At 60.1% G+C, this 23,401-nt stretch carries 18 protein-coding genes; 10 read left to right on the top strand and 8 right to left on the bottom strand.

The window, feature by feature from the left end:
• Nucleotides 1–40: 40 nt before the first annotated feature.
• A complete protein-coding gene (gene pheS / locus QZ522_RS01870) occupies nucleotides 41–1,114 on the top strand; it encodes a phenylalanine--tRNA ligase subunit alpha (protein ID WP_294606856.1) in 1,074 nt (357 codons plus the stop codon).
• 143 nt (nucleotides 1,115–1,257) lie between these two features.
• Here pheS and QZ522_RS01865 read toward each other — a convergent pair whose 3' ends face one another.
• On the bottom strand, nucleotides 1,258–2,466 hold the full coding sequence (locus QZ522_RS01865) for an aminopeptidase P family protein (protein ID WP_294606855.1): 1,209 nt from the start codon (nucleotides 2,464–2,466) through the stop codon (nucleotides 1,258–1,260).
• Nucleotides 2,467–2,689: 223 nt separating this feature from the next.
• Here QZ522_RS01865 and QZ522_RS01860 point away from each other — a divergent pair, with 223 nt between their 5' ends.
• The 5 genes from QZ522_RS01860 (at nucleotide 2,690) to infB (ending at nucleotide 9,180) form a co-directional block, all read left to right on the top strand.
• Entirely contained in the window at nucleotides 2,690–3,685 is a 996-nt protein-coding gene (locus QZ522_RS01860; protein ID WP_294606883.1) for a P1 family peptidase, read from the top strand.
• A gap of 137 nt (nucleotides 3,686–3,822) precedes the next feature.
• Nucleotides 3,823–4,404, top strand: coding sequence for a ribosome maturation factor RimP (rimP, locus tag QZ522_RS01855; protein ID WP_294606853.1), 582 nt, complete (start codon nucleotides 3,823–3,825; stop codon nucleotides 4,402–4,404).
• Between the two features lie 4 nt (nucleotides 4,405–4,408).
• Nucleotides 4,409–6,022 carry a transcription termination factor NusA gene (nusA, locus tag QZ522_RS01850; RefSeq protein ID WP_294606851.1) on the top strand — a complete coding sequence of 538 codons (1,614 nt, stop codon included), beginning with the start codon at nucleotides 4,409–4,411 and terminating at the stop codon, nucleotides 6,020–6,022.
• 23 nt (nucleotides 6,023–6,045) lie between these two features.
• On the top strand, nucleotides 6,046–6,669 hold the full coding sequence (locus QZ522_RS01845; protein WP_294606849.1) for an RNA-binding protein: 624 nt from the start codon (nucleotides 6,046–6,048) through the stop codon (nucleotides 6,667–6,669).
• Between the two features lie 6 nt (nucleotides 6,670–6,675).
• The gene (gene infB, locus QZ522_RS01840) at nucleotides 6,676–9,180 is read left to right on the top strand and encodes a translation initiation factor IF-2 (protein ID WP_294606848.1); all 2,505 of its coding nucleotides are present in this window, start codon (nucleotides 6,676–6,678) and stop codon (nucleotides 9,178–9,180) included.
• A 405-nt stretch (nucleotides 9,181–9,585) separates the two neighbouring features.
• Here infB and mutT read toward each other — a convergent pair whose 3' ends face one another.
• Genes mutT through QZ522_RS01825 form a run of 3 tightly spaced genes read right to left on the bottom strand, consistent with a single transcriptional unit; the run spans nucleotide 9,586 to nucleotide 12,097 of the window.
• Complete coding sequence (gene mutT / locus QZ522_RS01835; protein ID WP_294606846.1) at nucleotides 9,586–9,984, bottom strand: 8-oxo-dGTP diphosphatase MutT; 399 nt, start codon at nucleotides 9,982–9,984, stop codon at nucleotides 9,586–9,588.
• Between the two features lie 22 nt (nucleotides 9,985–10,006).
• Nucleotides 10,007–11,236 (bottom strand): bifunctional glutamate N-acetyltransferase/amino-acid acetyltransferase ArgJ, encoded by a 1,230-nt coding sequence (gene argJ / locus QZ522_RS01830; RefSeq protein WP_294606844.1) that lies wholly within the window; start codon nucleotides 11,234–11,236, stop codon nucleotides 10,007–10,009.
• Between the two features lie 3 nt (nucleotides 11,237–11,239).
• On the bottom strand, nucleotides 11,240–12,097 hold the full coding sequence (locus QZ522_RS01825; RefSeq protein WP_294606842.1) for a peptidylprolyl isomerase: 858 nt from the start codon (nucleotides 12,095–12,097) through the stop codon (nucleotides 11,240–11,242).
• A 190-nt stretch (nucleotides 12,098–12,287) separates the two neighbouring features.
• Here QZ522_RS01825 and secA point away from each other — a divergent pair, with 190 nt between their 5' ends.
• The 3 genes from secA (at nucleotide 12,288) to QZ522_RS01810 (ending at nucleotide 17,642) form a co-directional block, all read left to right on the top strand.
• Nucleotides 12,288–14,984 (top strand): preprotein translocase subunit SecA, encoded by a 2,697-nt coding sequence (secA, locus tag QZ522_RS01820; RefSeq protein ID WP_294606840.1) that lies wholly within the window; start codon nucleotides 12,288–12,290, stop codon nucleotides 14,982–14,984.
• 95 nt (nucleotides 14,985–15,079) lie between these two features.
• Entirely contained in the window at nucleotides 15,080–16,057 is a 978-nt protein-coding gene (locus tag QZ522_RS01815; RefSeq protein WP_294606838.1) for a hypothetical protein, read from the top strand.
• A gap of 25 nt (nucleotides 16,058–16,082) precedes the next feature.
• Nucleotides 16,083–17,642 carry a phosphate ABC transporter substrate-binding/OmpA family protein gene (locus QZ522_RS01810; RefSeq protein ID WP_294606837.1) on the top strand — a complete coding sequence of 520 codons (1,560 nt, stop codon included), beginning with the start codon at nucleotides 16,083–16,085 and terminating at the stop codon, nucleotides 17,640–17,642.
• Between the two features lie 34 nt (nucleotides 17,643–17,676).
• On the opposite strand, the gene radC is transcribed toward QZ522_RS01810, so the two are convergent.
• From radC to dnaK, 3 genes are all read right to left on the bottom strand, one after another.
• The gene (gene radC, locus QZ522_RS01805) at nucleotides 17,677–18,441 is read right to left on the bottom strand and encodes a DNA repair protein RadC (protein ID WP_294606835.1); all 765 of its coding nucleotides are present in this window, start codon (nucleotides 18,439–18,441) and stop codon (nucleotides 17,677–17,679) included.
• 118 nt (nucleotides 18,442–18,559) lie between these two features.
• Complete coding sequence (gene dnaJ, locus QZ522_RS01800) at nucleotides 18,560–19,711, bottom strand: molecular chaperone DnaJ (RefSeq protein ID WP_294606833.1); 1,152 nt, start codon at nucleotides 19,709–19,711, stop codon at nucleotides 18,560–18,562.
• Between the two features lie 79 nt (nucleotides 19,712–19,790).
• Nucleotides 19,791–21,701: a molecular chaperone DnaK gene (gene dnaK, locus QZ522_RS01795; RefSeq protein ID WP_294606831.1), complete on the bottom strand. Its 1,911-nt coding sequence runs from the start codon at nucleotides 21,699–21,701 to the stop codon at nucleotides 19,791–19,793.
• A 212-nt stretch (nucleotides 21,702–21,913) separates the two neighbouring features.
• On the opposite strand from dnaK, the gene QZ522_RS01790 reads away from it, so the two are divergent.
• On the top strand, nucleotides 21,914–22,522 hold the full coding sequence (locus QZ522_RS01790) for an alpha-ketoglutarate-dependent dioxygenase AlkB (protein ID WP_294606829.1): 609 nt from the start codon (nucleotides 21,914–21,916) through the stop codon (nucleotides 22,520–22,522).
• Here QZ522_RS01790 and QZ522_RS01785 read toward each other — a convergent pair.
• Nucleotides 22,519–23,340 (bottom strand): ABC transporter permease, encoded by an 822-nt coding sequence (locus QZ522_RS01785; protein WP_294606827.1) that lies wholly within the window; start codon nucleotides 23,338–23,340, stop codon nucleotides 22,519–22,521. The two genes, QZ522_RS01790 and QZ522_RS01785, sit on opposite strands and share 4 nt — an antisense overlap.
• Between the last annotated feature and the right edge of the window lie 61 nt (nucleotides 23,341–23,401).

Here is a 23,401-nt window from a genome sequence, read left to right as displayed (position 1 = left end):
GGGTAACCCGCGCTTGACCCGCAGTATTTGGATAAGACCGATGGATGATCTCAGAGACAAATATATCAGCCTGATTGCCAATGCCGCCGATGAGGCCGCGCTTGAGGACCTGCGCGTGCAGGCCGTGGGCAAGAAGGGCGAGATCAGCCTTCAGATGCGAGAGCTTGGCAAGATGAGCGCCGAGGAACGGCAAGTGGCCGGACCCAAGCTTAATGCCCTCAAGGATGAAATCAACAGCGCACTGGCCGCCAAGAAGCAGGGCCTGGCCGATGCCGCGCTTGATGAGCGTCTGCGCGCCGAATGGATGGATGTCACGCTTCCGGCGCGCCACCGCCGGGTGGGGACGATTCACCCCGTCAGCCAGGTGACCGAAGAGGTGACGGCGATTTTTGCCGATATGGGGTTTGCCGTGGCCGAGGGGCCGCAGATTGAAAGCGACTGGTTCAATTTCGACGCGCTGAATATTCCCGGCCATCATCCGGCGCGCGCCGAGATGGATACGTTTTACACCCATCGTGCGCCCGGTGATGATCGCCCGCCGCATGTGCTGCGCACCCATACAAGCCCGGTTCAGATCCGCACGATGCAGGATCAGGGCGCGCCTTTGCGGGTGATCGCGCCGGGCCGTGTCTATCGCGCCGATTATGACCAGACCCACACGCCGATGTTTCATCAGATCGAGGGTCTGGCGATCGACAAGGACATCAGCATGGCCAACCTCAAATGGGTGCTGGAAGAGTTCGTGAAGGCGTTCTTCGAGGTCGATGATGTCGAGTTGCGCTTTCGCGCCTCGCATTTCCCGTTCACCGAACCCTCGGCCGAGGTCGATATCCGCTGTTCCTGGGAGGGTGGCACTCTCAAGGTGGGCGAGGGCGACGACTGGCTTGAGATTCTCGGAAGCGGGATGGTGCATCCGAAGGTCTTGCAGGCCGGCAATATCGACCCCAATGAATGGCAGGGCTTTGCCTTTGGCATGGGGATCGACCGGATCGCGATGCTGAAATACGGCATCCCGGATTTGCGCGCGTTCTTTGATTCCGATCTGCGGTGGTTGCGGCATTACGGGTTTGCGGCGCTGGACGTGCCGACGCTGCATGGCGGGTTGTCGCGGTAGAGGTGATACCGCACGTCCGCCCTTCGATCTTGCCGTTGGGCGCCGCTTTGGCGGTTGCCCAAATCCCGGATCGACAGGGATCGGGCCGCCACGCCTGATCAGGCGGCGGTAAAGGGGCGCGCGATGACGCGCACCCCAATGTTTTAGCCGACGACGTTGAAATCCGGCCCATAGGGATAGCCGGTGATGTTGTCATTGCCGTCCTCGGTGATCACCAGGATATCATGTTCGCGATAGCCGCCGGCACCGGGTTGATCGGCGCCAAGCGTCAGCATCGGCTCCATCGAGATCACCATGCCCGGTTCCAACACCGTGTCGATATCCTCGCGCAGCTCAAGCCCCGCCTCGCGGCCATAATAATGGCTGAGGATACCGAAGGAATGGCCATAGCCAAAGGTCCGGTATTGCAGGAGGTCACGCTCTTCAAAGAACGTGTTGATCTTGTGTGTCACCTCGGCACAGCTTACGCCGGGCTTGAGCAGGGACATGCCATATTCATGCGCCGCGATGTTCGCCTGCCAGATCCTAAGGCTGGCGTCGTCGACTTCGCCCACGAACATGGTGCGTTCCAGCGCCACGTAATAGGCTGAAATCATCGGAAAGGCGTTCAGGCTAAGGATATCGCCACGCTCAAGCTTGCGGGCGGTGACCGGATTATGCGCGCCATCGGTGTTGAGACCCGACTGGAACCAGACCCAGCTATCGCGGTACTCGGCATCCGGAAAGCGTTTCGCAATTTCGATTTCCATCGCGTCGCGGCCTGCCATGGCGACATCAATTTCGCGGGTGCCTTCGCGCACGGCGTCGCGGATCGCATAGCCGCCCACATCGGCCACCTGGGTGCATTGCCGGATCAGGGCGATCTCGGCGGCGGATTTTCGCATCCGCTGGCGCATGGTGGCGGCGGCCAGATCAACCATGGTCACAGGCTTGAGGAAATCCTCAAGCTTGTCGCGCTGCATCAGGGTAAGGTGATCGCCCTCATAGCCGACAACCTTGCCTTCGCCCGCAACAGACTCCACGGCGCGCCAGAAGTTGTCGCGTTGCCAGTCGGTATAGGTGATGTTGTCGCAAAAACAGCGACGCCAGGGCTGGCCTGCGTCAATGCCCGCCGAGATCGTGACGCAGTCGGTTTCGGTCACGACAAGGCCATAGGGCCGACCGAAGGCGCAATAGAGAAAACCCGAGTAATAGGCGATATTATGCATCGAGGTGAAGACAACGGCGCCCGCGCCGGTCTCGGCCATGATGGCGCGCAGGCCCGCAAGCCGGGCCTCGTATTCAAAGTGGGCAAATGGCAGGGGTGCCTTTTCGCCGTTGTGGAACCGATAAAATTCAGGACGTGAAGTCATTTTGACCCTCCTACTCAAAGAAAGGTCCCGGCGTTCAGGACGGTTTGGATTGTGCGGTGCTTGTCCCCGGATATGGGGGGGGGCGACGCCATCGCCCTGCACAAACCTCTCTTCGGCTGAATCAGGTTCATAATCAAGACAATTCCCGCTAGGCTCGGACGTAAAATGGAGAGTGGCCATGAGCAGAGTGAACGGCGCTGGAAATTCAGAGGCTGGCGCCGTGATGCGTCCCGGTATGCTTAACCTCATCACCGATGTGCCGGGGCTGCGTGTCGGCAATGCAGAAGATGCCCGGATCAGGACCGGGGCCACGGTGTTGCTGGGCGATGTGCCGTTTACCGCCGGGGTGCATGTGATGGGCGGTGCCCCCGGTACCCGCGAGACCGACCTTTTGGCCCCCGACAAGACGGTCGAGCAGGTCGATGCACTTGTCCTGTCCGGCGGGTCGGCCTTTGGGCTTGATGCGGCGTCGGGTGTGGCGGATGGCTTGCGTGCGCAGGGGCGCGGCTTTGCCGTGGGGGATATCCGCGTGCCGATCGTGCCGGGGGCGATCCTGTTTGACCTGCTCAATGGCGGGGCCAAGGATTGGGCCGAAAACCCCTATAAGGCGCTTGGGGCAGAGGCGCTTGGCAATGCTGCCGGGCGATTTGAAATCGGCAGTTTCGGGGCGGGCACAGGCGCGACTACGGCGACGCTGAAAGGCGGGCTTGGCTCGGCCTCGGCTGTGTTGCCATCGGGGGCCGTGGTGGGCGCGCTTGTGGCGGTCAATGCGCTTGGCTCGGCCACGGTGGGCGAGGGGCCGCATTTCTGGGCGGCGCCGTTCGAGATCGACGATGAATTCGGCGGTCTTGGCCCCCCCGTGCGCCATGACGGTGCGGCGCTTCCACCGACCAAGCTGTCGCAGCACGCCAATACCACCATCGGCATCGTGGCCACCGATGCCGCCCTGAGCCAGGCGCAATGCACCCGCCTTGCCACCGCCGCGCATGACGGGTTCGCGCGCGCGCTTGTGCCGTCGCACACACCGATGGATGGCGACCTTGTCTTTGCCGCCTCGACGGGCGCGCGCGCACTGGACGATCCGATTGCCGAGACGCTTTTGCTGGGGCATGCGGCGGCCTGCGCCATGGCGCGTGCGATCGCCCGTGCGATCCATGCCGCCAACCCTGCGCCGGGCGATGTCCTGCCGTGCTGGCAGGCGCAATTTGGCCAGGCGTGAATCTTTTAACGCGGGACTTGCAGACTCAGGGCAAGGGGCGTATATGGCTTTCAACAGCGGCGCTCTCGGGTCCACTCCGAAAGCCCACCGGATTGATTTCGACGGGCCGCGCGCCCGTTTTTTTGTGCTTGGACGATATGACAAACGACCTGATTGCCAAAGCTGCGATTGACCGCCGGATGGCGGAGATCATCACCCCCGTGATCGAGGATCTGGGTTACGAGCTTGTGCGCGTGCGCCTTATGGGCGGCAAGACCCACACGCTTCAGATCATGGCAGAGCGCCCCGAGGGTGGCATCGAAGTGGATGATTGTGCCAGGATCAGCACCGCCGTGAGCGCGGTTCTGGATGTCGAGGACCCGATCACCGACCAATATACCCTTGAAGTGTCGAGCCCCGGTATCGACCGGCCGCTGACCCGGCTCAAGGATTTCGAGATGTTCGAGGGCTATGAGGCCAAGATCGAGACATCCGAGATGATCGACGGGCGCAAACGCTTCAAGGGCGTGCTTGCGGGCGTCGAAGACAACGAGATTCTGATCAACCTCGACGAAGGCACCATCGGGCTTGAGTTCGACTGGCTGGCCGATGCCAAGCTGGTGCTGACGGATGAGCTGATCAAGGAAATGCTGCGCCAACGCAAGGCGGCTGGCGTGATCGACGAAGACGAATTTGACGAGATCGAAACCGAAACTGATACCGGTTCTGAGGAGGACTAAGACCATGGCAATCACCTCTGCCAACCAGCTTGAGCTGTTGCAAACCGCCGAGGCCGTGGCCCGCGAAAAGATGATCGACCCCGAACTGGTGGTCGAGGCGATGGAAGAATCCCTGTCGCGCGCCGCCAAGAGCCGCTACGGCAGCGAGATGGACATTCGCGTCTCGATCGACCGCAAGACCGGTCGCGCCACCTTTACCCGTGTGCGCACCGTCGTCGAAGATGACGCGGTTGAGAACTATCAGGCGGAAATGACCGTCGAACAGGCCAAGCAGTATATGGATGACCCGAAGGTCGGCGATACCTTTGTCGAAGAGGTTCCGCCGGTTGAAATGGGCCGCATCGCCGCGCAGAGCGCCAAGCAGGTGATCCTGCAAAAGGTGCGCGAAGCCGAGCGTGATCGCCAGTACGAGGAATTCAAGGACCGCATCGGCACGATCATCAACGGTCAGGTCAAGCGTGAAGAATACGGCAATGTCATCGTCGATGTGGGCCGTGGCGAGGCGATCCTGCGTCGCAACGAAAAGATCGGCCGCGAGGCCTATCGCCCCAACGACCGTATCCGTTGCTACATCAAGGATGTGCGCCGCGAACAGCGCGGGCCGCAGATTTTCCTGAGCCGCACAGACCCGCAATTCATGGCGGAACTGTTCAAGATGGAAGTGCCGGAAATCTATGACGGCATCATCGAGATCAAGGCCGTTGCCCGTGATCCGGGCAGCCGCGCCAAGATCGCCGTGATTTCCTATGACGGCTCGATTGATCCAGTGGGTGCCTGTGTCGGTATGCGCGGCAGCCGTGTACAGGCCGTTGTGAATGAGCTTCAGGGCGAAAAAATCGACATCATTCCGTGGAATGAAGACCAGCCGACCTTCCTTGTGAACGCATTGCAGCCCGCCGAAGTCACCAAGGTGGTTCTTGACGAAGAGGCCGAGCGCATCGAAGTTGTGGTGCCCGAAGAACAGCTTTCGTTGGCGATCGGGCGTCGTGGTCAAAACGTGCGTCTGGCAAGCCAGTTGACCGGGCTTGATATCGACATCATGACCGAGGCCCAGGACAGCGAGCGTCGTCAGAAGGAATTCGAAGAGCGCACCGGCCTGTTCATGGAAAACCTCGATCTGGACGAGTTCTTTGCCCAGCTTCTGGTTTCCGAGGGCTTCACCAATCTCGAAGAGGTCGCCTATGTGGATCTTGACGAACTCTTGGTGATCGACGGCGTTGACGAAGACACCGCCAGTGAGTTGCAGGCCCGCGCCCGCGATGTGATCGAAGCCCAGGCCAAGGCGGCCCTTGAAAAAGCGCGCGAGCTTGGCGCCGAGGACAGCCTTATTGAATTTGAGGGTCTCACACCCCAGATGGTTGAGGCGCTGGCCGAAGATGACGTGAAGTCGCTTGAAGATTTCGCAACCTGCGCCGACTGGGAACTGGCCGGCGGCTGGACCACGGTCAATGGCGAGCGTGTCAAGGACGAGGGCGTGTTGGAGAAATTTGACGTCTCGCTGGAAGAGGCGCAAAATATGGTGATGACTGCCCGGATCATGCTGGGTTGGGTCGATCCCGAAGAACTCGGGCCTGAGACGGGTGAAGACGCCGCTGATGACGAGGAGATCGAGGCCTGATTTTTCAGGCCTCGGGGGCACACATGGGGCGCGCAGGGCAACCCAAAGACCGGACTGATGGTCCAGAACGCAAGTGCATCGTCACAGGCGAGGTTCAGCCCAGATATGGGCTGATCCGGTTTGCTATTGGTCCCGAAGGGCAGATTGCCCCGGATCTGATGGAAAAGCTGCCCGGGCGCGGTATCTGGGTGTCTGCGGATCGTGCGGCCTTGGAAAAGGCGGTGGCCAAAGGGCTTTTCGCCCGCGCCGCCAAACAGCCGGTTCAGGTGCCCGAGGGGCTTGCCGATCTGGTCGAGACACAGCTTGCAAAGCGGGTGATCAACCTTATCAGCCTTGCCCGCAAGGGCGGACGCGCCGTGTCTGGCTATGAAAAGGTCAAGACCATGCTGGGCAAGGAAGAGGCCCGCGTTCTTATTCAGGCCAGCGATGGGTCCGAGCGGGGAAAATCAAAGCTGAGCACGCCACAGGGCGGCTCATTCATAGGCTGGTTGACGGCGGACGAGCTGGGCCAGGCCTTTGGGCGACAAACCACGATCCATGCGGCACTGGGTGCTGGAGGTTTGTTGCAACGTGTTGTAGAGGAGGCGGCAAGACTGAAAGGTCTGCGCGTCTCGGACGGCGAGACAGCGCGCCGGAAAGGAAAGTAGAGTAATATGAGCGACAACGACGGAAAGAAACCTTTGGGTGTGCGTGGCGGCGGTTCCCGGCCGGGGAACGTGAAGCAGAGCTTCAGCCATGGCCGGACCAAGAACGTCGTGGTGGAAACCAAGCGCAAGCGCGTTGTCGTGCCCAAACCGGGCGCGGGAACGGCTGGTGCGGCTGGTGGGGCTGGCAAGCCGTCTGGTGCGGCTGGTTCGGGCAAGCGTCCCGCAGGTATCTCGGACGCCGAGATGGAGCGCCGGATGAAAGCCCTTGCCGCTGCAAAGGCGCGCGAGTCTGAGGAAGCTGCCGAACGCGAAGCCCAGGAAAAGGCCCGCGAAGAAGAGCGCATGCGCCGCCGCGAAGAGGCCGACGCCAAGGAACGCGAACAGCGCGAAGCCGAAGAACGGGCCCGCGCCAAGGCTGAAGAAGACGAGCGCAAGAAGCGCGAATCAGAGCAGGCCGCGATCAAGGCCGCCGCTGCTGCGGCAGAGCCCGACGCCGTGCCCGAAGCGCCGCGTCAGGCATCGGCCAAATCTGCACCGGCCCCGCGCAAGCAGGAACCCGAACGCGAACAACCCGCGCGCCGCAACAAAGGCCGTGGCGGTGACGATAGTCGTCGCGGTGGCAAGCTGACCCTTAATCAGGCGCTTTCGGGCGGTGAAGGCGGTCGACAGAAATCCATGGCCGCGATGAAGCGCAAACAAGAGCGCGCACGTCAAAAGGCGATGGGCGTGAATGTCGAGCGCGAAAAGGTCGTGCGTGACGTACAGCTGCCTGAAACGATTGTGGTCTCCGAGCTTGCCAACCGTATGGCCGAGCGCGTCGGCGATGTCGTCAAGGCGCTGATGCAGAACGGCCTGATGATGACGCAGAACGAAACCATTGACGCCGATACCGCCGAGCTGATCATCGAAGAATTCGGCCATCGCGTTGTGCGGGTGTCGGATGCCGACGTGGAAGACGTCATCGCGCAAGTCGAAGACGATCCCAAGGATCTTGAGCCGCGCGCGCCGGTGATCACCATCATGGGTCACGTCGACCACGGCAAAACCTCGCTTCTGGACGCGATCCGCAACGCCAAGGTTGTCGCGGGCGAGGCCGGCGGCATCACCCAGCATATCGGCGCCTATCAGGTGACAACCGAGAGCGGTGCCTTGCTTACGTTCCTCGATACACCCGGTCACGCGGCCTTTACGAGCATGCGTTCGCGCGGGGCCCAGGTGACGGATATCGTGGTTCTGGTGGTGGCGGCGGATGACGCCGTGATGCCGCAGACGATCGAGGCGATCAACCACGCCAAGGCGGCGCAGGTGCCGATGATCGTGGCGATCAACAAGATCGACAAGCCCGATGCCAACCCCGACAAGGTGCGCACCGATCTTTTGCAGCATGAGGTCATCGTCGAGGCGATGTCCGGCGAAGTGCAGGATGTCGAAGTGTCGGCCGTGACCGGTCAGGGACTTGATGAATTGCTTGAGGCGATAGCGCTTCAGGCCGAGCTTCTGGAGCTGAAGGTGAACCCGAACCGGGCCGCCGAGGGCGCTGTGATCGAAGCGCAGCTTGACGTGGGCCGTGGCCCCGTGGCGACGGTTCTGATCAAGAAGGGCACGCTGCGTCTTGGTGATATCTTTGTTGTCGGACAGCAATACGGCAAGGTCCGTGCGTTGATCAATGACCGTGGCGAGCGCGTCAAGGAAGCAGGGCCATCGACCCCGGTCGAGGTTCTGGGTCTGAACGGCACGCCCGAAGCGGGCGACGTGTTGAACGTCGTCGAGACCGAGGCGCAGGCGCGCGAAATCGCGGAATATCGCGAGAGCGCCGCGAAAGAAAAGCGCGCTGCTGCCGGTGCCGGCACCTCGCTCGAACAACTTCTGGCCAAGGCCAAGCAGGACGAGAACGTCAAGGAGATGCCGATTGTCGTCAAAACCGACGTTCAGGGCTCTGCCGAGGCGATCGTTCAGGCGATGGAAAAGATCGGCAACGACGAGGTTCGCGTGCGGGTGCTTCATTCCGGGGTTGGTGCGATCACCGAATCCGATATCGGCCTTGCCGAGGCATCGGGTGCGCCGGTCTTTGGCTTTAACGTCCGGGCCAATGCGCCCGCGCGCAACAGCGCCAACCAGAAGGGTGTCGAAATCCGCTATTACAGCGTGATTTACGATCTCGTGGATGACGTCAAAGCCGCGGCATCGGGACTTTTGGGCGCGGAAATCCGCGAAAAGTTCATCGGTTACGCCAAGATCAAAGAGGTCTTCAAGGTTACGGGCGTCGGCAAGGTCGCCGGTTGTCTTGTCACCGAAGGTGTTGCGCGCCGCTCTGCCGGTGTGCGCCTCTTGCGCGACGATGTGGTGATTCACGAAGGTACGCTCAAGACGCTCAAGCGCTTCAAAGACGAAGTGCCCGAGGTTCAATCCGGTCAGGAGTGCGGGATGGCGTTCGAAAACTACGACGATATCCGCCCCAACGACGTGATCGAGATTTTCGAGCGCGAAGAAGTCACGCGCACCCTGGCCTAAGCGTCACGCGTCTGATCAAAGCAAAAGGGCAGCCGATGAGGCTGCCCTTTTTGTTTGTTGAACAAGGCGTTAGCTTTATGACGCTATTGGCCCTGTCACGCGGCGCTTGTGACCGGGCGACCGGAATACACCCGATTGCCGACCCGGACCTGAATGAACCCATTGGTCAGCAAGCCCACAAAAATCCCCTGAATGGACGTGCAAGATCCAACCTGAATTGTACGAAGCATGTTTCCTCCCCAGATGAACATGAGCAAAAAAGTTGGCAGACATTTAAAGCTAATGTGGATTGTCCCCAATTTTGTACAAATGTCACGTAAATCTTAAGAATGTTCAGAAATACATCCTAAAGCGCGTCGATTTGCACCGAGATACATCCATGGGCGGCATGCGCCATCTTCGCCATCAAAGCCAATCGCGCAGGATGGGAATCAGGGGAATATCCGCAGGCGGCATCGGATAGGATTTAAGATCCTGCGCGCGCACCCATTTCAGGGTCTGGCCCTCGCGCCCCTGCGGTATGCCTTGCCATTTGCGACAGGCGAACAGCGGCATCAGAAGGTGAAAATCGTCATAGGAATGGCTGGCAAAGGTCAACGGGGCAAGGCAGCTTGCCCAGGTGTTGATGCCAAGCTCTTCTTCCAACTCGCGGATCAGTGCGTGTTCGGGGCTCTCGCCGGGTTCTACCTTGCCGCCGGGAAATTCCCACAGCCCCGCCAGGGATTTCCCGGCGGGGCGTTGGGCCAAAAGGACGCGGCCATCGACATCAATCAGCGCGACGGCAGAGACAAGAACGACTTTCATTGGCAAACCTTCGGGCTCGGCCTTAGGACCGGTAATCGGCATTGATGTCGATATAGCCGTGGGTCAGATCGCAGGTCCAGACCGTGGCGGTACCTCCGCCGAGGCCAAGATCGACGTGAATTTCGATGTCCTGATTTTTCATGTAGGCGGCGGCGCCTTCCTCGTCATATTCCGGGCTGACCCAGCCATCCTTGGCCACAAGCATCTCGCCAAACCAGATCGACAGGGTGTCGCGATCGGCGCGTGCGCCGGATTTGCCGACTGCCATGACGACTCGGCCCCAGTTGGGGTCTTCGCCGGCAATGGCGGTTTTGATCAGCGGCGAGTTGGCGATGGCTTTGGCATGAACATGCGCCTCGGCATCGCTGGCGGCACCGGTCACGGAAATCTCGACGAATTTGGTTGCCCCTTCGCCGTCGCGCACAACCTGATGGGCAAGGTCAAGCATGACGCGGCGCAGCCCTTCCATGAAACCGATGTTGTTTTCGGTCACACGGATGCCCGAAGCCCCCGTCGCGGCCACCAAAAGGGTGTCCGAGGTCGAGGTGTCGCTATCGACGGTGATACAGTTGAAGGTGGTCCGGTTAAGCGCGGTAACGGTGCTTTGCAGGATCGCCTGATCAATCGCGGCATCGGTGAAGATATAGACAAGCATCGTCGCCATATCGGGCGCGATCATGCCAGAGCCCTTGGCGATCCCGGCGATATGAACCGCTTGCCCGTCGATCATCACGGTCTCGGACGAGCCTTTGGGAAAGGTGTCGGTGGTCATGATGGCGCGCGCCGCGCCGCTTATCCCATCGGGGCTAAGCGCACCCTTGAGGGTGTCGATGCTGTCGATGATGCGCTGATGCGGAAGCGGCTCGCCGATCACGCCGGTCGAGGAAGAAAATACCCGCGCGGTGGGCACGCCAAGCCGTTCGGCAACGGCCCCCGTGACGGCCTCGACGGATTTGTCGCCGACACTGCCGGTGAAGGCGTTCGCATTGCCTGAATTCACGATGATGGCCGCGCCTTCGGTTGGGTCGCCGCCAATCTTGGCCTGACAGTCAAGCACTGCCGCCGACCGCGTTGCAGAGCGCGTGAACGCCCCGGCAATCGCCGTTCCCGGCGCAAGCGTGACCAGCATCACGTCGGTGCGCCCCTGATAACGCACCCCGGCCGAGGTCGTGGCGAAATTCACCCCGCCGATGGTCGGAAGATCGGGAAAGGCGGCTGGGGCAAGCGGTGAAAGCGGCGGGGTGGCGCCCATGATTCATTTCTCCAGAAGATCGGTTTTGTTGATCAGCGCCGGATCATAGGCGCTTGTGTCTGTGCGGGTAATTTCGGTGTTTTTCTCAAGTCCGGCCACGTAATCGTTGAAAGCGGCCTGACGGATATCGTCCAGCAGTTCGTCGCGCACCTCGTCCAGCGTGGGGCGTTCCATGACGCGGGTCTCGTTGAGCTTGATCACATGCCAGCCGAATTGCGTCTGAACCGGGGCTGAGACCTCTCCGGGTTCAAGCTTGGCGGCGGCATCAAAGAATTCCTGCACCATCACGCCCTCGCTGAACCAGCCAAGATCGCCGCCACCGGGGCCCGAGGGGCCCGTGGAATGTTCCTGAGCGAGTGCCGCAAAATTCGCGCCACCTTCAAGCTCGGTGATCAGCGTCTTGGCTTCGTCCTCGGTCTCGACCAGGATATGAGCGGCCCGGTATTCGGTTTCCTGTTCGGCGCTGGTATATTTGGCCTCATAGGCGGATTGCAGGGCCTCGTCGGTCAGGGCGGTCTCAAGAACGTCGTCGATCACATCGCCAGCCGTCACGGCGCGGGTTTCGTTTTCAAGGCGAAGCTTGGCGGCGGTGGACAGTGGCCCCTCGTGGGCCTGCATCAAAAGGGTTTGCTGGATCAGCTGATCGAGAACACCCTTGAAAAGAACCTCGGGCGGAAGTTGGTCGTAATTCGCAGGCAGACTGTTGCGCAGGGCAAGAACATGGCCAAGCGTGATCGTACTGTCACCGACCGAGGCCATGACGGTATCCAGTGTCGGGTCGTCCTGTGCCGCGACCGCAGAGCAGAGCGCAAAGCTTGTGATCAGCGCGGTGGCAGACAAATGGCGAAGGCGTGTGAACATGAAGATATTCCTTTGACGATACTGCTATGGCGGCCACACGGGCGCGCAACGTTGACACTCTGTCGGCGGCCCCTTACATCGCCTTAGGATAAAGGCAAAACCGCGCTCTTTCGCCCGTTGTAGGGTGACCGGGGAAGCGGGGCAAGTAATTGCCTGTCACGGATAGTCAAAACACCGGAACGGATAAAAAATGCTGGGTATTTCAACGGTCGCCAAAAAGATCTTCGGAACGCCGAATGACCGAAAGATCAAGGCGACACGGCCGCTGGTCGAAAAGATCAACGCGCTGGAACCCGAGTTTGAAGCACTCAGCGATGCCGGGCTGATTGAAAAGACAGAAGAATTCCGCAAGCGGATCGCCTCGGGCGAGAGCCTTGATGCGCTTTTGCCAGAGGCCTTTGCCAATTGCCGCGAAGGTGCGCGCCGGGCGCTTGGCCTGCGGGCGTTCGATGTACAGCTGATGGGCGGGATTTTCCTGCATCAGGGCAACATTTCCGAGATGAAGACCGGCGAAGGCAAAACGCTTGTGGCGACCTTTCCGTCCTATCTTAACGCATTGTCCGGGCGCGGCGTGCATGTGGTCACGGTCAACGATTACCTTGCGCGGCGCGATGCCGAGTGGATGGGCAAGGTGTTTGCCGCCCTTGGCATGACCACCGGTGTTGTCTATCCGCAACAACCCGAGGCCGAGAAAAAGGCCGCCTATGCCGCCGATGTGACCTATGCCACCAACAACGAGCTTGGCTTCGACTATCTGCGCGACAACATGAAATCCTCGCTCGAAGAGATGAACCAGCGCGGCCACAACTTTGCCGTGGTCGATGAGGTGGACAGCATCCTGATCGACGAGGCGCGCACGCCGCTTATCATTTCGGGCCCAAGCCAGGACCGAAGCGAACTTTACCTGACAATCGACGCGCTGATCCCCGAATTGCAGGACGACCATTTCGCGATTGACGAAAAGACCCGCAATGTCACCTTCACCGAAGAGGGCAACGAGTTTCTTGAGCAACTTCTGCTGACGCGGGGCGTTCTGGAAGAGGGGCGTTCGCTTTATGACCCGGAAAGCACCACGATCGTGCATCACGTCAATCAGGGGCTGCGCGCGCACAAGCTTTTCCAGAAGGACAAGGATTACATCGTGCGTGACGGCGATGTCGTTCTGATTGACGAATTCACCGGCCGGATGATGGCCGGTCGGCGGTTGTCCGAGGGGCTGCATCAGGCGATTGAGGCCAAGGAGGGATGCAAGATCCAGCCCGAGAACGTGACCCTCGCGCAGGTGACCTTTCAGAACTATTTCCGTCTTTATGACACGCTGTCGGGCATGACTGGCACCGCCGTGACCGAGGCCGAGGAATTCCTTGAAATTTACGGTCTTGGCGTGATCGAAGTGCCGACCAACCGGCCGATTGCCCGGATCGACAAGGACGACGCGGTATACCGCACGACCACAGACAAGCTTAACGCGATCATCGAGACAATCCGCGAGGCGCATGACAAGGGGCAGCCAACCCTCGTTGGCACCACCTCGATCGAAAAGTCGGAATTGCTCAGCGGGCTTCTGACCGAGGCGAAGATTCCGCATAACGTCCTGAACGCGCGCCAGCATGAAAAAGAGGCGCAAATCGTCGCCGATGCCGGTAAACTTGGTGCCGTGACCATCGCCACCAACATGGCCGGGCGCGGGACTGACATCAAGCTTGGCGGCAATGTCGACTTCAAGATCATGGAGGCAATCGCCGCCAATCCCGAGGGCGATCCCGAAGAAATCCGCGAAAAGATCGAGGCCGAACATGCCGCCGATGAAGAGGCTGTGAAAGCCGCAGGTGGGCTTTTCGTTCTGGCCACCGAGCGCCATGAAAGCCGCCGTATCGACAATCAGCTGCGCGGTCGTTCCGGTCGTCAGGGCGATCCCGGCATGTCGGCATTCTTCCTGAGCCTCGAAGACGACCTTATGCGCATTTTCGGAAGCGAGCGTCTGGAAAAGGTGCTTTCGACGCTTGGCATGAAGGAAGGCGAGGCGATCATTCACCCCTGGGTGAACAAATCGCTTGAACGCGCGCAGGCCAAGGTCGAGGCGCGCAACTTTGATATTCGCAAGCAATTGCTCAAGTTCGACGATGTGATGAACGAACAGCGCAAGGTGGTGTTCAAACAGCGTCTGGATATCATGAAGGCCAGCGATCTGTCCGAGATCATCGAGGACATGCGCGGCGAGGTGATCGACGATCTGGTTGACACCTATATGCCGCCCAAGACCTACGCCGATCAATGGAATACCGAAGGGCTTCATGCGGCGGTGATGGAGCGGCTTAACCTGGATCTGCCGGTGATCGACTGGGCCGCCGAAGAGGGCGTTGACGATGAAGAGATCACCGAGCGCCTTGAACGGGCGGCCGATGAGATGATGGCCGCCAAGGCCGCTGCCTTTGGCCCCGAAAGCATGCGGATGATCGAAAAGCAGGTCTTGCTTCAAACCATCGACAGCAAATGGCGCGAGCATCTTCTGACGCTTGAACATCTGCGCAGCGTCGTAGGCTTTCGCGGTTATGCACAGCGCGATCCACTGAACGAGTACAAGAACGAAGCGTTCCAGCTGTTTGAAAGCATGCTCAACAGTCTGCGCGAGGATGTGACCCAGAAGCTGGCACAGATCCGCCCGATGACAGAGGAAGAGCAAAAGGCCCTGATGCTGGAAATGGCCGCACAGCGGGCCGCGATGGAAGCGCCTGCGCATGACGCAACGCCCGCTGAAAACCCGGAAAACGCTGCCAACGGATTTGTTGAATCCGATCCCAGCACATGGGGAAATCCGGGCCGGAACGAGCTTTGCCCCTGTGGGTCAGGCAAGAAGTTCAAGCATTGTCACGGGCGGCTGGCCTGAGCCGCCCGCCTGAATGACTCCGTTTCTTCGCCACACGACAGCCTTTTTTGATCAATAGCCTCTCCCGTAACCCCTCAAAGGTATGGGAGAGCGTTATGGCCAAGTATCGTCGTTATATCACCGCTGGCGGTATCCTCGTCTGTGCGCTTGGAATTGGCTATTTCATGCAGGCGGGCCGTTCGGGGGCCCAATCACCCGATGCCACGGCCATATTTGATGTCGGCGAGCCCGAGATCAAAATCACTCAGATCACGTTGACCTCGGCGGCGCCGACGCCACCTGCTGCTATGCCCGAGCCCGCGGCCTTGCCTGCGGCGCCGGTGACACTGGCCCTGGCCACCGATGAACTGCTTGCCGATAACTTTCCCGAGGAAGAGAGTGTTCCGGGGTTTGCCTGCGACTACACGATGACAGCCGAGCCGCTGGCCGCCGCGATGGTGAAGGTCACGCTTGATGCGCCCTGCATGATCAACGAGAAATTCACCCTGCATCAAAGCGGCATGATGTTTACCGAGGTGACGGACGATAAGGGCCAAAGTGTTCTGACCGTTCCCGCGCTTGGTGAGAATGCTGTTTTCATCGCCTCCTTTGCCAACGGCGAAGGGGCGATCGCGACGGCTGTGGTCGATACATTTGCCTATTACGACCGCTTTGTGGTGCAATGGGGTGGCCAGAGCGGCATGAAGATTCATGCGCTGGAATACGGCGCTGATTTCGGTGATCAGGGTCACGTCTGGGACAATGCCGCCTATGACATGGCGCGGGCCGCCCATGGCGAAGGCGGGTTCCTGACCCGGCATGGGGCGCCTGATCTGGACAATGCTCTCTTGGCCGAGGTCTATACCTTTCCGACCGGGACCGCGCTGCGTGCCGGCGACGTGAGCCTGCGGGTCGAGGCCGAAGTGACCGCGGGCAATTGCGGACGCGACCTTGAGGCGCAAACCATCGCCACGGGTGGTGAGAGTGGCCTCAAGGTACAGGATATCGTGCTGGCGATGCCGGATTGCGATGGCATCGGTGACTTTCTGGTGTTGAATAATCTGTTCAATGACCTGAAGGTTGCGCGGAACTAATTGCGCAGCATTCGGGGGGCATTCTATGACAATGGTCCGTGTGGCGATCTTCGCCGCACTTTTTGTATTTGCCAGGGTGCTCCCCCTGGCGGCGCAGGACGTGACCCTCAGGTCCCATGACGGAGATGTCGAGATTTCCGGCAATCTTCTTGGCTTTGACGGAGAGTTTTACCGCCTCGACACTGTTTATGGCGAGTTGACGGTCGATGGATCGGGGGTTGCCTGCGAGGGGCCGGGGTGCCCCAACCTTGAGAATTACGTGGCGCGGCTGGTGTTTTCCGGCGCCCCGACAATTGGCAAGGTCCTGATGCCTGCGCTGATCGAGGCCTTCGCCATTCGTGGCGATTATGACGTGATCCGCCACGAGAATAGTGACACAGAGATAAGCTATGCCCTGAGCACCCGCAAAACCGGCGATCTTATCGGCGAGTTCACTTTTCGCCTTACCAATACGGATGAGGGGTTCGCCGATTTGCTGGCCAATGAGGCCGATATCGCCATGACACTGCGAGAGGCGCGCAGCGATGAACTTAGCCATGCCAAGGCCGCCGGGCTGGGGGATCTGACAAGGCCGGGGCGGGCGCGGGTGCTGGCGCTGGATGCGTTGATACCCGTGGTTGCGGCAAGCAACCCGGTGCAGGGGATCACCATGGCGCAGTTGGCACAGGTGCTGGATGGTCGGCTTGTCAATTGGAACGCGCTTGGCGGCCCGGATGCGCCGATTGACCTGCACCTGTGGGACGAACGCACCGGTATTGGCCAGGCCAGTGTCGATCAGTTGCTCGGCCCCAAGGGCCTTCCGAGTACGAGCCGCATCCGGCGCCATGCCAACGGTGCAGAGTTTGAAGAGGTCGTCGCGCGCGATCCCTTTGCCCTTGGGCTGACCACGCGATCCGAGCAGGGCGATACCTGGGAGCTGGCCCTGACGGGGGCATGCGGCTTTGCGCTCAAAGCGACGCGCCGTGCGGTCAAGACCGAAGACTATCCGCTGACCGCGCCGCTGTTTCTCTATCTTCCGGCGCGGCGGTTTCCCAAGCTGGCGCGCGAGTTTCTGGCCTACCTGCGCGACCCTTCCGCGCAACTCGTGATCCGTCGGGCCGGCTTTGTCGATCAGGCACCGGAAGAAATCGAGATCAATGCCCAAGGCGACCGTTTTGCCAACGCCATTGCACAGGCAGGAACAGAGGTCGGATTGCAGGAACTCCAGCGGATGGTGCAGGTTCTGTCGCCGCTCAAGCGGTTGACCACCACCTTCCGGTTTGAACCGGGATCGGTGCGCCTTGACGCGCAATCGCGCTCGAATGTGGAACAATTGGCGCGCTCGCTCGAGCTTGGGCTTTATGATGCGCGGCGGTTGGTTTTTGTGGGGTTCAGCGACGGCGATGGCGCGGCGGGACCGAACAGGGACATTGCCCTGCGCCGCGCCGAGACCGTGCAACGCGCGGTGGCGCGGGCCGCGGAGACCGCCAATCTCGACAGGATCGCAGTCGAGGTTGATGCCTTTGGCGAAGCGATGCCGATGGCCTGTGATGACACCGCATGGGGCCGACAGGTGAACCGCCGGGTCGAGGTCTGGGTGCGCTGATGTGCGGGACCGGCACAGAAAAGCCGGATGAGCATCACAGATATCCGTCGGATCGAAAGCTTATTTCGCAGGATTTCCCGATGATGATATGGTCATGCAGGGTGATGCCCATGGTCGCGGCTGCGGCCGCGATCTGTTGGGTCATATCAATATCGGCCCCCGAGGGTGTCGGATCGCCCGATGGATGATTATGGACCAGGATAAGCGCGCTCGCATTTAGCTGAAGTGCGCGTTTCACCACCTCGCGCGGATAGACCGGAACGTGATCGACCGTGCCCTCGGCCTGTTGTTCATCGGCAATAAGGATGTTCTTGCGATCAAGGTAAAACACCCGGAATTGCTCGGTCTCGCGATGCGCCATGGTGGTGTGGCAGTAATCCAGAAGCGCACCCCAGGACGACATAACCTGGCGGCGCAGGACCTTGGCCCGCGACAGGCGATGCGCTGCGGCCTCGACGATCTTCAGTTCGGCTATCACCGCCTCGCCGACGCCGGGAAGGGCCGCAAGCTGATCCGGGGTGGCCGAGAGGGCGCCGTTGAAATCGCCGAATGTCTCGATAAGCTTATGCGCCAGCGGTTTTACATCCCGGCGCGGAATGGCGCGGAACAGGACGAGTTCCAACATCTCGTAATCCGGCATCGCCTGTGCGCCGCCTTCGAGGAAGCGTGCTCGCAACCTCTGGCGGTGATCGCGGATATAGGAGGGCAGCTTTCCCGGATCGAGCGGCGTGGTTTCCATGGCTTCATCGCCGACAAAAAGCGGCAGCGGTATCTCTGAAAAGGCGCGAGGATCACTCATGCCAGAACCCTCCCTGATCAGGGTTAGCGAATGGTTAACCGGTGCTATGTGGCCGTCGCAAAATAAAAAGGCGCGCCCTGGGGCGCACCTTTGAAATCAAGAAGGGATTGTCAGTGCCTTAGCTTTTCATCGAGTCCCAGAAATTCTTGACCGACGAAAAGAAGCTTTTGCTTTCGGGGTTGTTGTCCTCTGACATCGCCTCGAATTCACGCAGCAGCTCTTTTTGTTTGCTGGTCAGGTTCACCGGGGTCTCGACTGCCAGTTCGATGAACATATCACCGGCGCCCCCGCCGCGAAGGGCAGGCATGCCTTTCCCGCGCAAACGCATCTGGCGCCCGGTCTGGCTTCCTGCCGGAATTTTCACGCGGCTGCGACCGCCATCAATCGTCGGCACTTCGATATCTCCGCCAAGCGCGGCTTTGATGACCGATACAGGGACGCGACAAAAGAGGTTGGTTTCTTCGCGTTCGAACAAGTCGTGCCTTGCAACCTCGATAAAGATATACAGATCCCCGGCCGGGCCGCCGCGCATGCCCGCCTCGCCTTCTCCGGCAAGACGGATACGGGTGCCGGTTTCAACACCCGCAGGGATGTTGACGCTAAGCGCGCGCTCTTTTTGCATGCGCCCCTGACCCTGGCAGGATTTGCAGGGGTTCTTGATGATCTGGCCCAGACCGCCACAGGTCGGGCAGGTGCGTTCGACGGTGAAAAATCCTTGCTGCGCGCGCACCTTGCCCATGCCTGAACAGGTGGGGCATGTGGTCGGCTCTGCGCCGCCCTCGGCGCCGGTCCCCTGACAGGAGTCACAGGCAACGGCAGTCGGCACCTTGATGGTCTTTTGCAGGCCCGAATAGGCGTCTTCCAGCGTGACGCGCAGGTTGTAACGCAAGTCAGACCCGCGCGCGGCGCGCTGGCGTCCGCCACCGGCACGTCCGCCACCCATGAAGTCGCCAAACAGGTCGTCGAACACGTCGGAAAAGGCGCTGGCGAAATCGCCTTGCCCACCGCCCATGCCGCCGCCGGGGCGCGGGCCGCCCATGCCGCCTTCAAACGCGGCATGACCGAAGCGATCATAGGCCGCCTTCTTGTCGGGGTCTTTCAGCGCATCATAGGCTTCGCCCGCCTCTTTGAACTGGCGTTCAGAGTCGGGGTTGTCAGCATTGCGGTCGGGGTGAAGTTCCTTGGCCTTCTTGCGGTAGGCCTTTTTGATCTCTTCCGCCGAGGCGCCCTTGGATAGCCCAAGCACTTCGTAATAATCACGTTTGGCCATCGGGGATCTCCTTTTGACGGATCGTCAGGGTGCGGTCCGGCAGTGCGCCAAACCGCCCCTGATCAATCCTTGACGTGCCTTAGGCGCGCTTGTTGTCGTCGAGATCCTCGAAATCGGCGTCGAGGATGTCATCGTCGTCGGCACCGGCACGATCCGCTGCGGCGGGTTCGCCCTCGGCCTCTTCCTGGCTTGCCTTATAGATGGCTTCGCCGAGCTTCATCGCGGCCTCGGTCACGTTCTGGATGCCGGACTTGATCTTGCCAGCGTCCTCGCCTTCCAGCTCGTCCTTGAGCGCGGCGATTGCCAGCTCGATCGCCTCGATCGTGGTCGGGTCTACCTTGTCGGCATGCTCTTCCATCGATTTTTCGGTCGAGTCGATCAGGCTCTCGGCCTGGTTCTTGGCTTCGACCAGCTCGCGACGGGCCTTGTCTGACTCGGCGTTTTCCTCGGCGTCGCGAACCATCTTTTCGATGTCCTCGTCGCTAAGGCCGCCAGAGGCCTGGATCGTGATCTTCTGCTCTTTACCAGTGCCCTTGTCCTTGGCCTGAACCGAGACGATGCCGTTGGCGTCGATGTCAAAGCCGACCTCGATCTGCGGCATGCCGCGCGGCGACGGCGGGATGTTTTCAAGGTTGAACTGGCCCAGCATCTTATTGTCTGCGGCCATCTCACGCTCGCCCTGGAACACGCGGATCGTCACGGCCGACTGATTGTCTTCGGCGGTCGAGAAGATTTGCGATTTGTTCGTCGGGATGGTGGTGTTGCGGTCGATCAGGCGGGTAAAGACACCGCCCAGCGTTTCGATACCAAGCGACAGAGGCGTCACGTCAAGAAGAACAACGTCCTTGACGTCGCCCTGCAGAACACCGGCCTGAATGGCGGCGCCCATGGCGACAACCTCGTCGGGGTTCACGCCTTTGTGGGGCTCTTTGCCGAAGAACTTGGTAACTTCCTCGATCACTTTGGGCATCCGGGTCATCCCGCCGACAAGAACGATCTCGTCGATTTCACCGGCTTTCATGCCGGCGTCTTTCAGGGCTGCAGCGCAGGGCTTCATCGAGGCCTTGATCAGGTCATTGACCAGGCTTTCAAGCTTGGCGCGGGTCAGCTTGACCACCATGTGAAGCGGCGACCCATCCGAACCCATCGAGATGAACGGCTGGTTGATTTCGGTTTGCGAGCTGCTGGAAAGTTCGATTTTGGCTTTCTCGGCGGCCTCTTTCAGGCGTTGCAGGGCCATCTTGTCCTTGGTCAGGTCAACGCCGTGCTCTTTCTTGAACTCGTCCGCCAGATAGTTGACGATCCGCATGTCGAAATCTTCACCGCCAAGGAAGGTGTCGCCATTGGTGGCTTTCACCTCGAACAGGCCGTCGTCGATTTCAAGGATGGTTACGTCGAATGTACCGCCGCCAAGGTCGTAGACCGCGATGGTGTGGGTGTTTTCCTTGTCCAGACCATAGGCAAGCGCGGCTGCGGTCGGTTCGTTGATGATGCGCAGCACCTCAAGACCGGCGATCTTGCCGGCGTCCTTGGTGGCCTGACGCTGAGCGTCGTTGAAATAGGCCGGGACGGTGATGACAGCCTGTGTCACCTCTTCGCCAAGATAGCTCTCGGCGGTCTCTTTCATTTTCCCAAGGATGAAGGCCGAAATCTGGCTGGGCGAATACTTCTCGCCGCGCGCCTCGACCCATGCATCGCCGTTGCCGCCATCAATGACGTTGAACGGCATGTTCTTCTTGTCCTTGGCCAGATCCGGGTCGTCCGAGCGACGACCGATCAGACGCTTGACGCCAAATACAGTGTTTTCGGGGTTGGTCACGGCCTGCCGTTTGGCGGGCTGGCCGACAAGGCGCTCGCTTTCGGTGAACGCGACGATAGACGGCGTGGTGCGCGCGCCTTCGGAGTTCTCGATCACACGTGCCTGGCTACCATCCATGATGGCGACACAGCTGTTCGTGGTTCCAAGGTCAATACCAATAACTTTGGCCATTTTATTCGATCCCTTCATACTTAGGCGATGTGGCGGAAACCTGACCCGTTTCGGCATCAAATCCCCGGTTGAGTGACGGCGCCAGACGAGGCATTACCGCGTTTCTGGGCGTATATAGGCAGAGCATGGTAACGCTGCAAGCGGTGCAAGGGTGTGGATTCCGCAAATTTGCCCTAAATTACTCATGGCCCGGCAAAAAAGAGGCAATTGCAATGGCAGAGCCAACGCTTGTTGTAGGCGGTGTTGATATTTACAAAGGCTGGCTTGACGGGGATGCGCAGGCCACCCTGGTAGAGGACCTGCGCGCCGTGGTGTCGCAGGCGCCGCTGTTCTCGCCCCAAACCCCCTATGGCAAGCCGATGAGCGTGCGGATGACATCGGCGGGCAAGTACGGCTGGTATTCCGACCGGCGCGGGTATCGCTATGAGGCGAGGCATCCGCAGGGTCAGCCATGGCCGCCGATCCCGCCTTCGGTGCTGGCGATCTGGGCGGCACTGGTCGGCCCGCAGAGGATGCCCGATTGCTGCCTGATCAATTATTACAAGCCGGATGCACGGATGGGGATGCATCAGGATCGCGACGAGGCCGACTTTGGCTGGCCGGTCCTATCGGTCTCGCTTGGCGATGATGCCTTGTTCCGGATTGGTGGCGTCGCCAGGGGCGGGGCAACCTCTTCGGTCTGGCTTGGATCGGGGGATGTGGTGGTGATGGGCGGCGCGGCGCGCCTGTGCTATCACGGCATAGACCGGATCAGGCCGGGCACATCGGCGCTTTTGCAGGGCGAAGGGCGGATAAACCTGACCTGTCGGGTGGTGGATTAGCGGCGCGCATTCCAGCTGCTTGAGGCGTATTGCCGGGTGTAAAATTCGCCCATCAGACCGATCACCAAAAAGGTGATGGACAGGTAGATCGCGTATTCGAGCGAGGTTTTATGTGGCATATAGTTTATGAATACAAAGCCGCGTGCCTGGTCGATAATGTGAAACAGCGGATTCCAGTCAAACAGGTTTAACATAAAGGTCGGCAGGGTGTTGACCACGAACATCTTGCCCGAGGCGATCATGTTGGCGCGTTGATAGACGGTCGTGAAAATACCGACAAATCCAGGAAACCAGGGTTTGATTGCAAGCAGGACAAGACCGACCGAAACCCCGCTGAACCATGCCAGCAAAAGCATGCCAAAGGCCGCAATCGGGCGTTCTATATCAAACGGCGTAAAGCCGACGTGATAGACGAACAGGATCACGAACATCGAAAGCGCCTGGATATAAAGCACGCCGATGGCAGCGGCGCTTATCGAGATGATGGTGTTCATCGGCGCGTGCTGCATCATTGGCGATGACGGCCCCTCGGCCCCGACCACCGCGCCCAAGGCCTTGATGTGGGTCAGGTACATGAAAATACCCGACATCATGAACAACAGGAAGTCGCCCCGCATCTTGGCCGCGCGCAGATCAAGCACCGTGAACATGACGTAAAAGGACATCACCATGATTACGGTGGTCAGGATATTCATCACCAGTGCCATGATCGCGTTGCTATGGCCCTTGCGGATGTTGCGCACCACCGAATGATAGATCAGTTCGGCGATGACAAATGCCGAATGTATGTTCGATCTTGGTCTTGCGGTTCTGAACATGGTCGATTGTGCCTGATTGCCCGTGTTTTCTTATGCGGGTTTCTTGCTGTCCCGGGGTGAG

The sequence above is a fragment of the uncultured Roseovarius sp. genome (assembly GCF_913054395.1).
Classification (GTDB): Bacteria; Pseudomonadota; Alphaproteobacteria; order Rhodobacterales; family Rhodobacteraceae; genus Roseovarius.
The sequence above is the reverse complement of the archived record's forward strand: the minus strand, read 5'-3'. Positions and strand labels throughout refer to the sequence as shown.

Coding starts and splice junctions, on each gene's coding strand:
- argJ (WP_294606844.1), bottom strand. CDS start 11,236: ATGGGCGCCACCCCGCCGCTTTCACCGCTTGCCCCAGCCGCCTTTCCC.
- dnaJ (WP_294606833.1), bottom strand. CDS start 19,711: ATGGCCAAACGTGATTATTACGAAGTGCTTGGGCTATCCAAGGGCGCC.
- dnaK (WP_294606831.1), bottom strand. CDS start 21,701: ATGGCCAAAGTTATTGGTATTGACCTTGGAACCACGAACAGCTGTGTC.
- secA (WP_294606840.1), top strand. CDS start 12,288: ATGCTGGGTATTTCAACGGTCGCCAAAAAGATCTTCGGAACGCCGAAT.
- QZ522_RS01865 (WP_294606855.1), bottom strand. CDS start 2,466: ATGACTTCACGTCCTGAATTTTATCGGTTCCACAACGGCGAAAAGGCA.
- radC (WP_294606835.1), bottom strand. CDS start 18,441: ATGAGTGATCCTCGCGCCTTTTCAGAGATACCGCTGCCGCTTTTTGTC.
- QZ522_RS01860 (WP_294606883.1), top strand. CDS start 2,690: ATGCGTCCCGGTATGCTTAACCTCATCACCGATGTGCCGGGGCTGCGT.
- QZ522_RS01785 (WP_294606827.1), bottom strand. CDS start 23,340: ATGTTCAGAACCGCAAGACCAAGATCGAACATACATTCGGCATTTGTC.
- infB (WP_294606848.1), top strand. CDS start 6,676: ATGAGCGACAACGACGGAAAGAAACCTTTGGGTGTGCGTGGCGGCGGT.
- QZ522_RS01790 (WP_294606829.1), top strand. CDS start 21,914: ATGGCAGAGCCAACGCTTGTTGTAGGCGGTGTTGATATTTACAAAGGC.
- mutT (WP_294606846.1), bottom strand. CDS start 9,984: ATGAAAGTCGTTCTTGTCTCTGCCGTCGCGCTGATTGATGTCGATGGC.
- QZ522_RS01810 (WP_294606837.1), top strand. CDS start 16,083: ATGACAATGGTCCGTGTGGCGATCTTCGCCGCACTTTTTGTATTTGCC.
- QZ522_RS01825 (WP_294606842.1), bottom strand. CDS start 12,097: ATGTTCACACGCCTTCGCCATTTGTCTGCCACCGCGCTGATCACAAGC.
- pheS (WP_294606856.1), top strand. CDS start 41: ATGGATGATCTCAGAGACAAATATATCAGCCTGATTGCCAATGCCGCC.
- rimP (WP_294606853.1), top strand. CDS start 3,823: ATGACAAACGACCTGATTGCCAAAGCTGCGATTGACCGCCGGATGGCG.
- nusA (WP_294606851.1), top strand. CDS start 4,409: ATGGCAATCACCTCTGCCAACCAGCTTGAGCTGTTGCAAACCGCCGAG.
- QZ522_RS01845 (WP_294606849.1), top strand. CDS start 6,046: ATGGGGCGCGCAGGGCAACCCAAAGACCGGACTGATGGTCCAGAACGC.
- QZ522_RS01815 (WP_294606838.1), top strand. CDS start 15,080: ATGGCCAAGTATCGTCGTTATATCACCGCTGGCGGTATCCTCGTCTGT.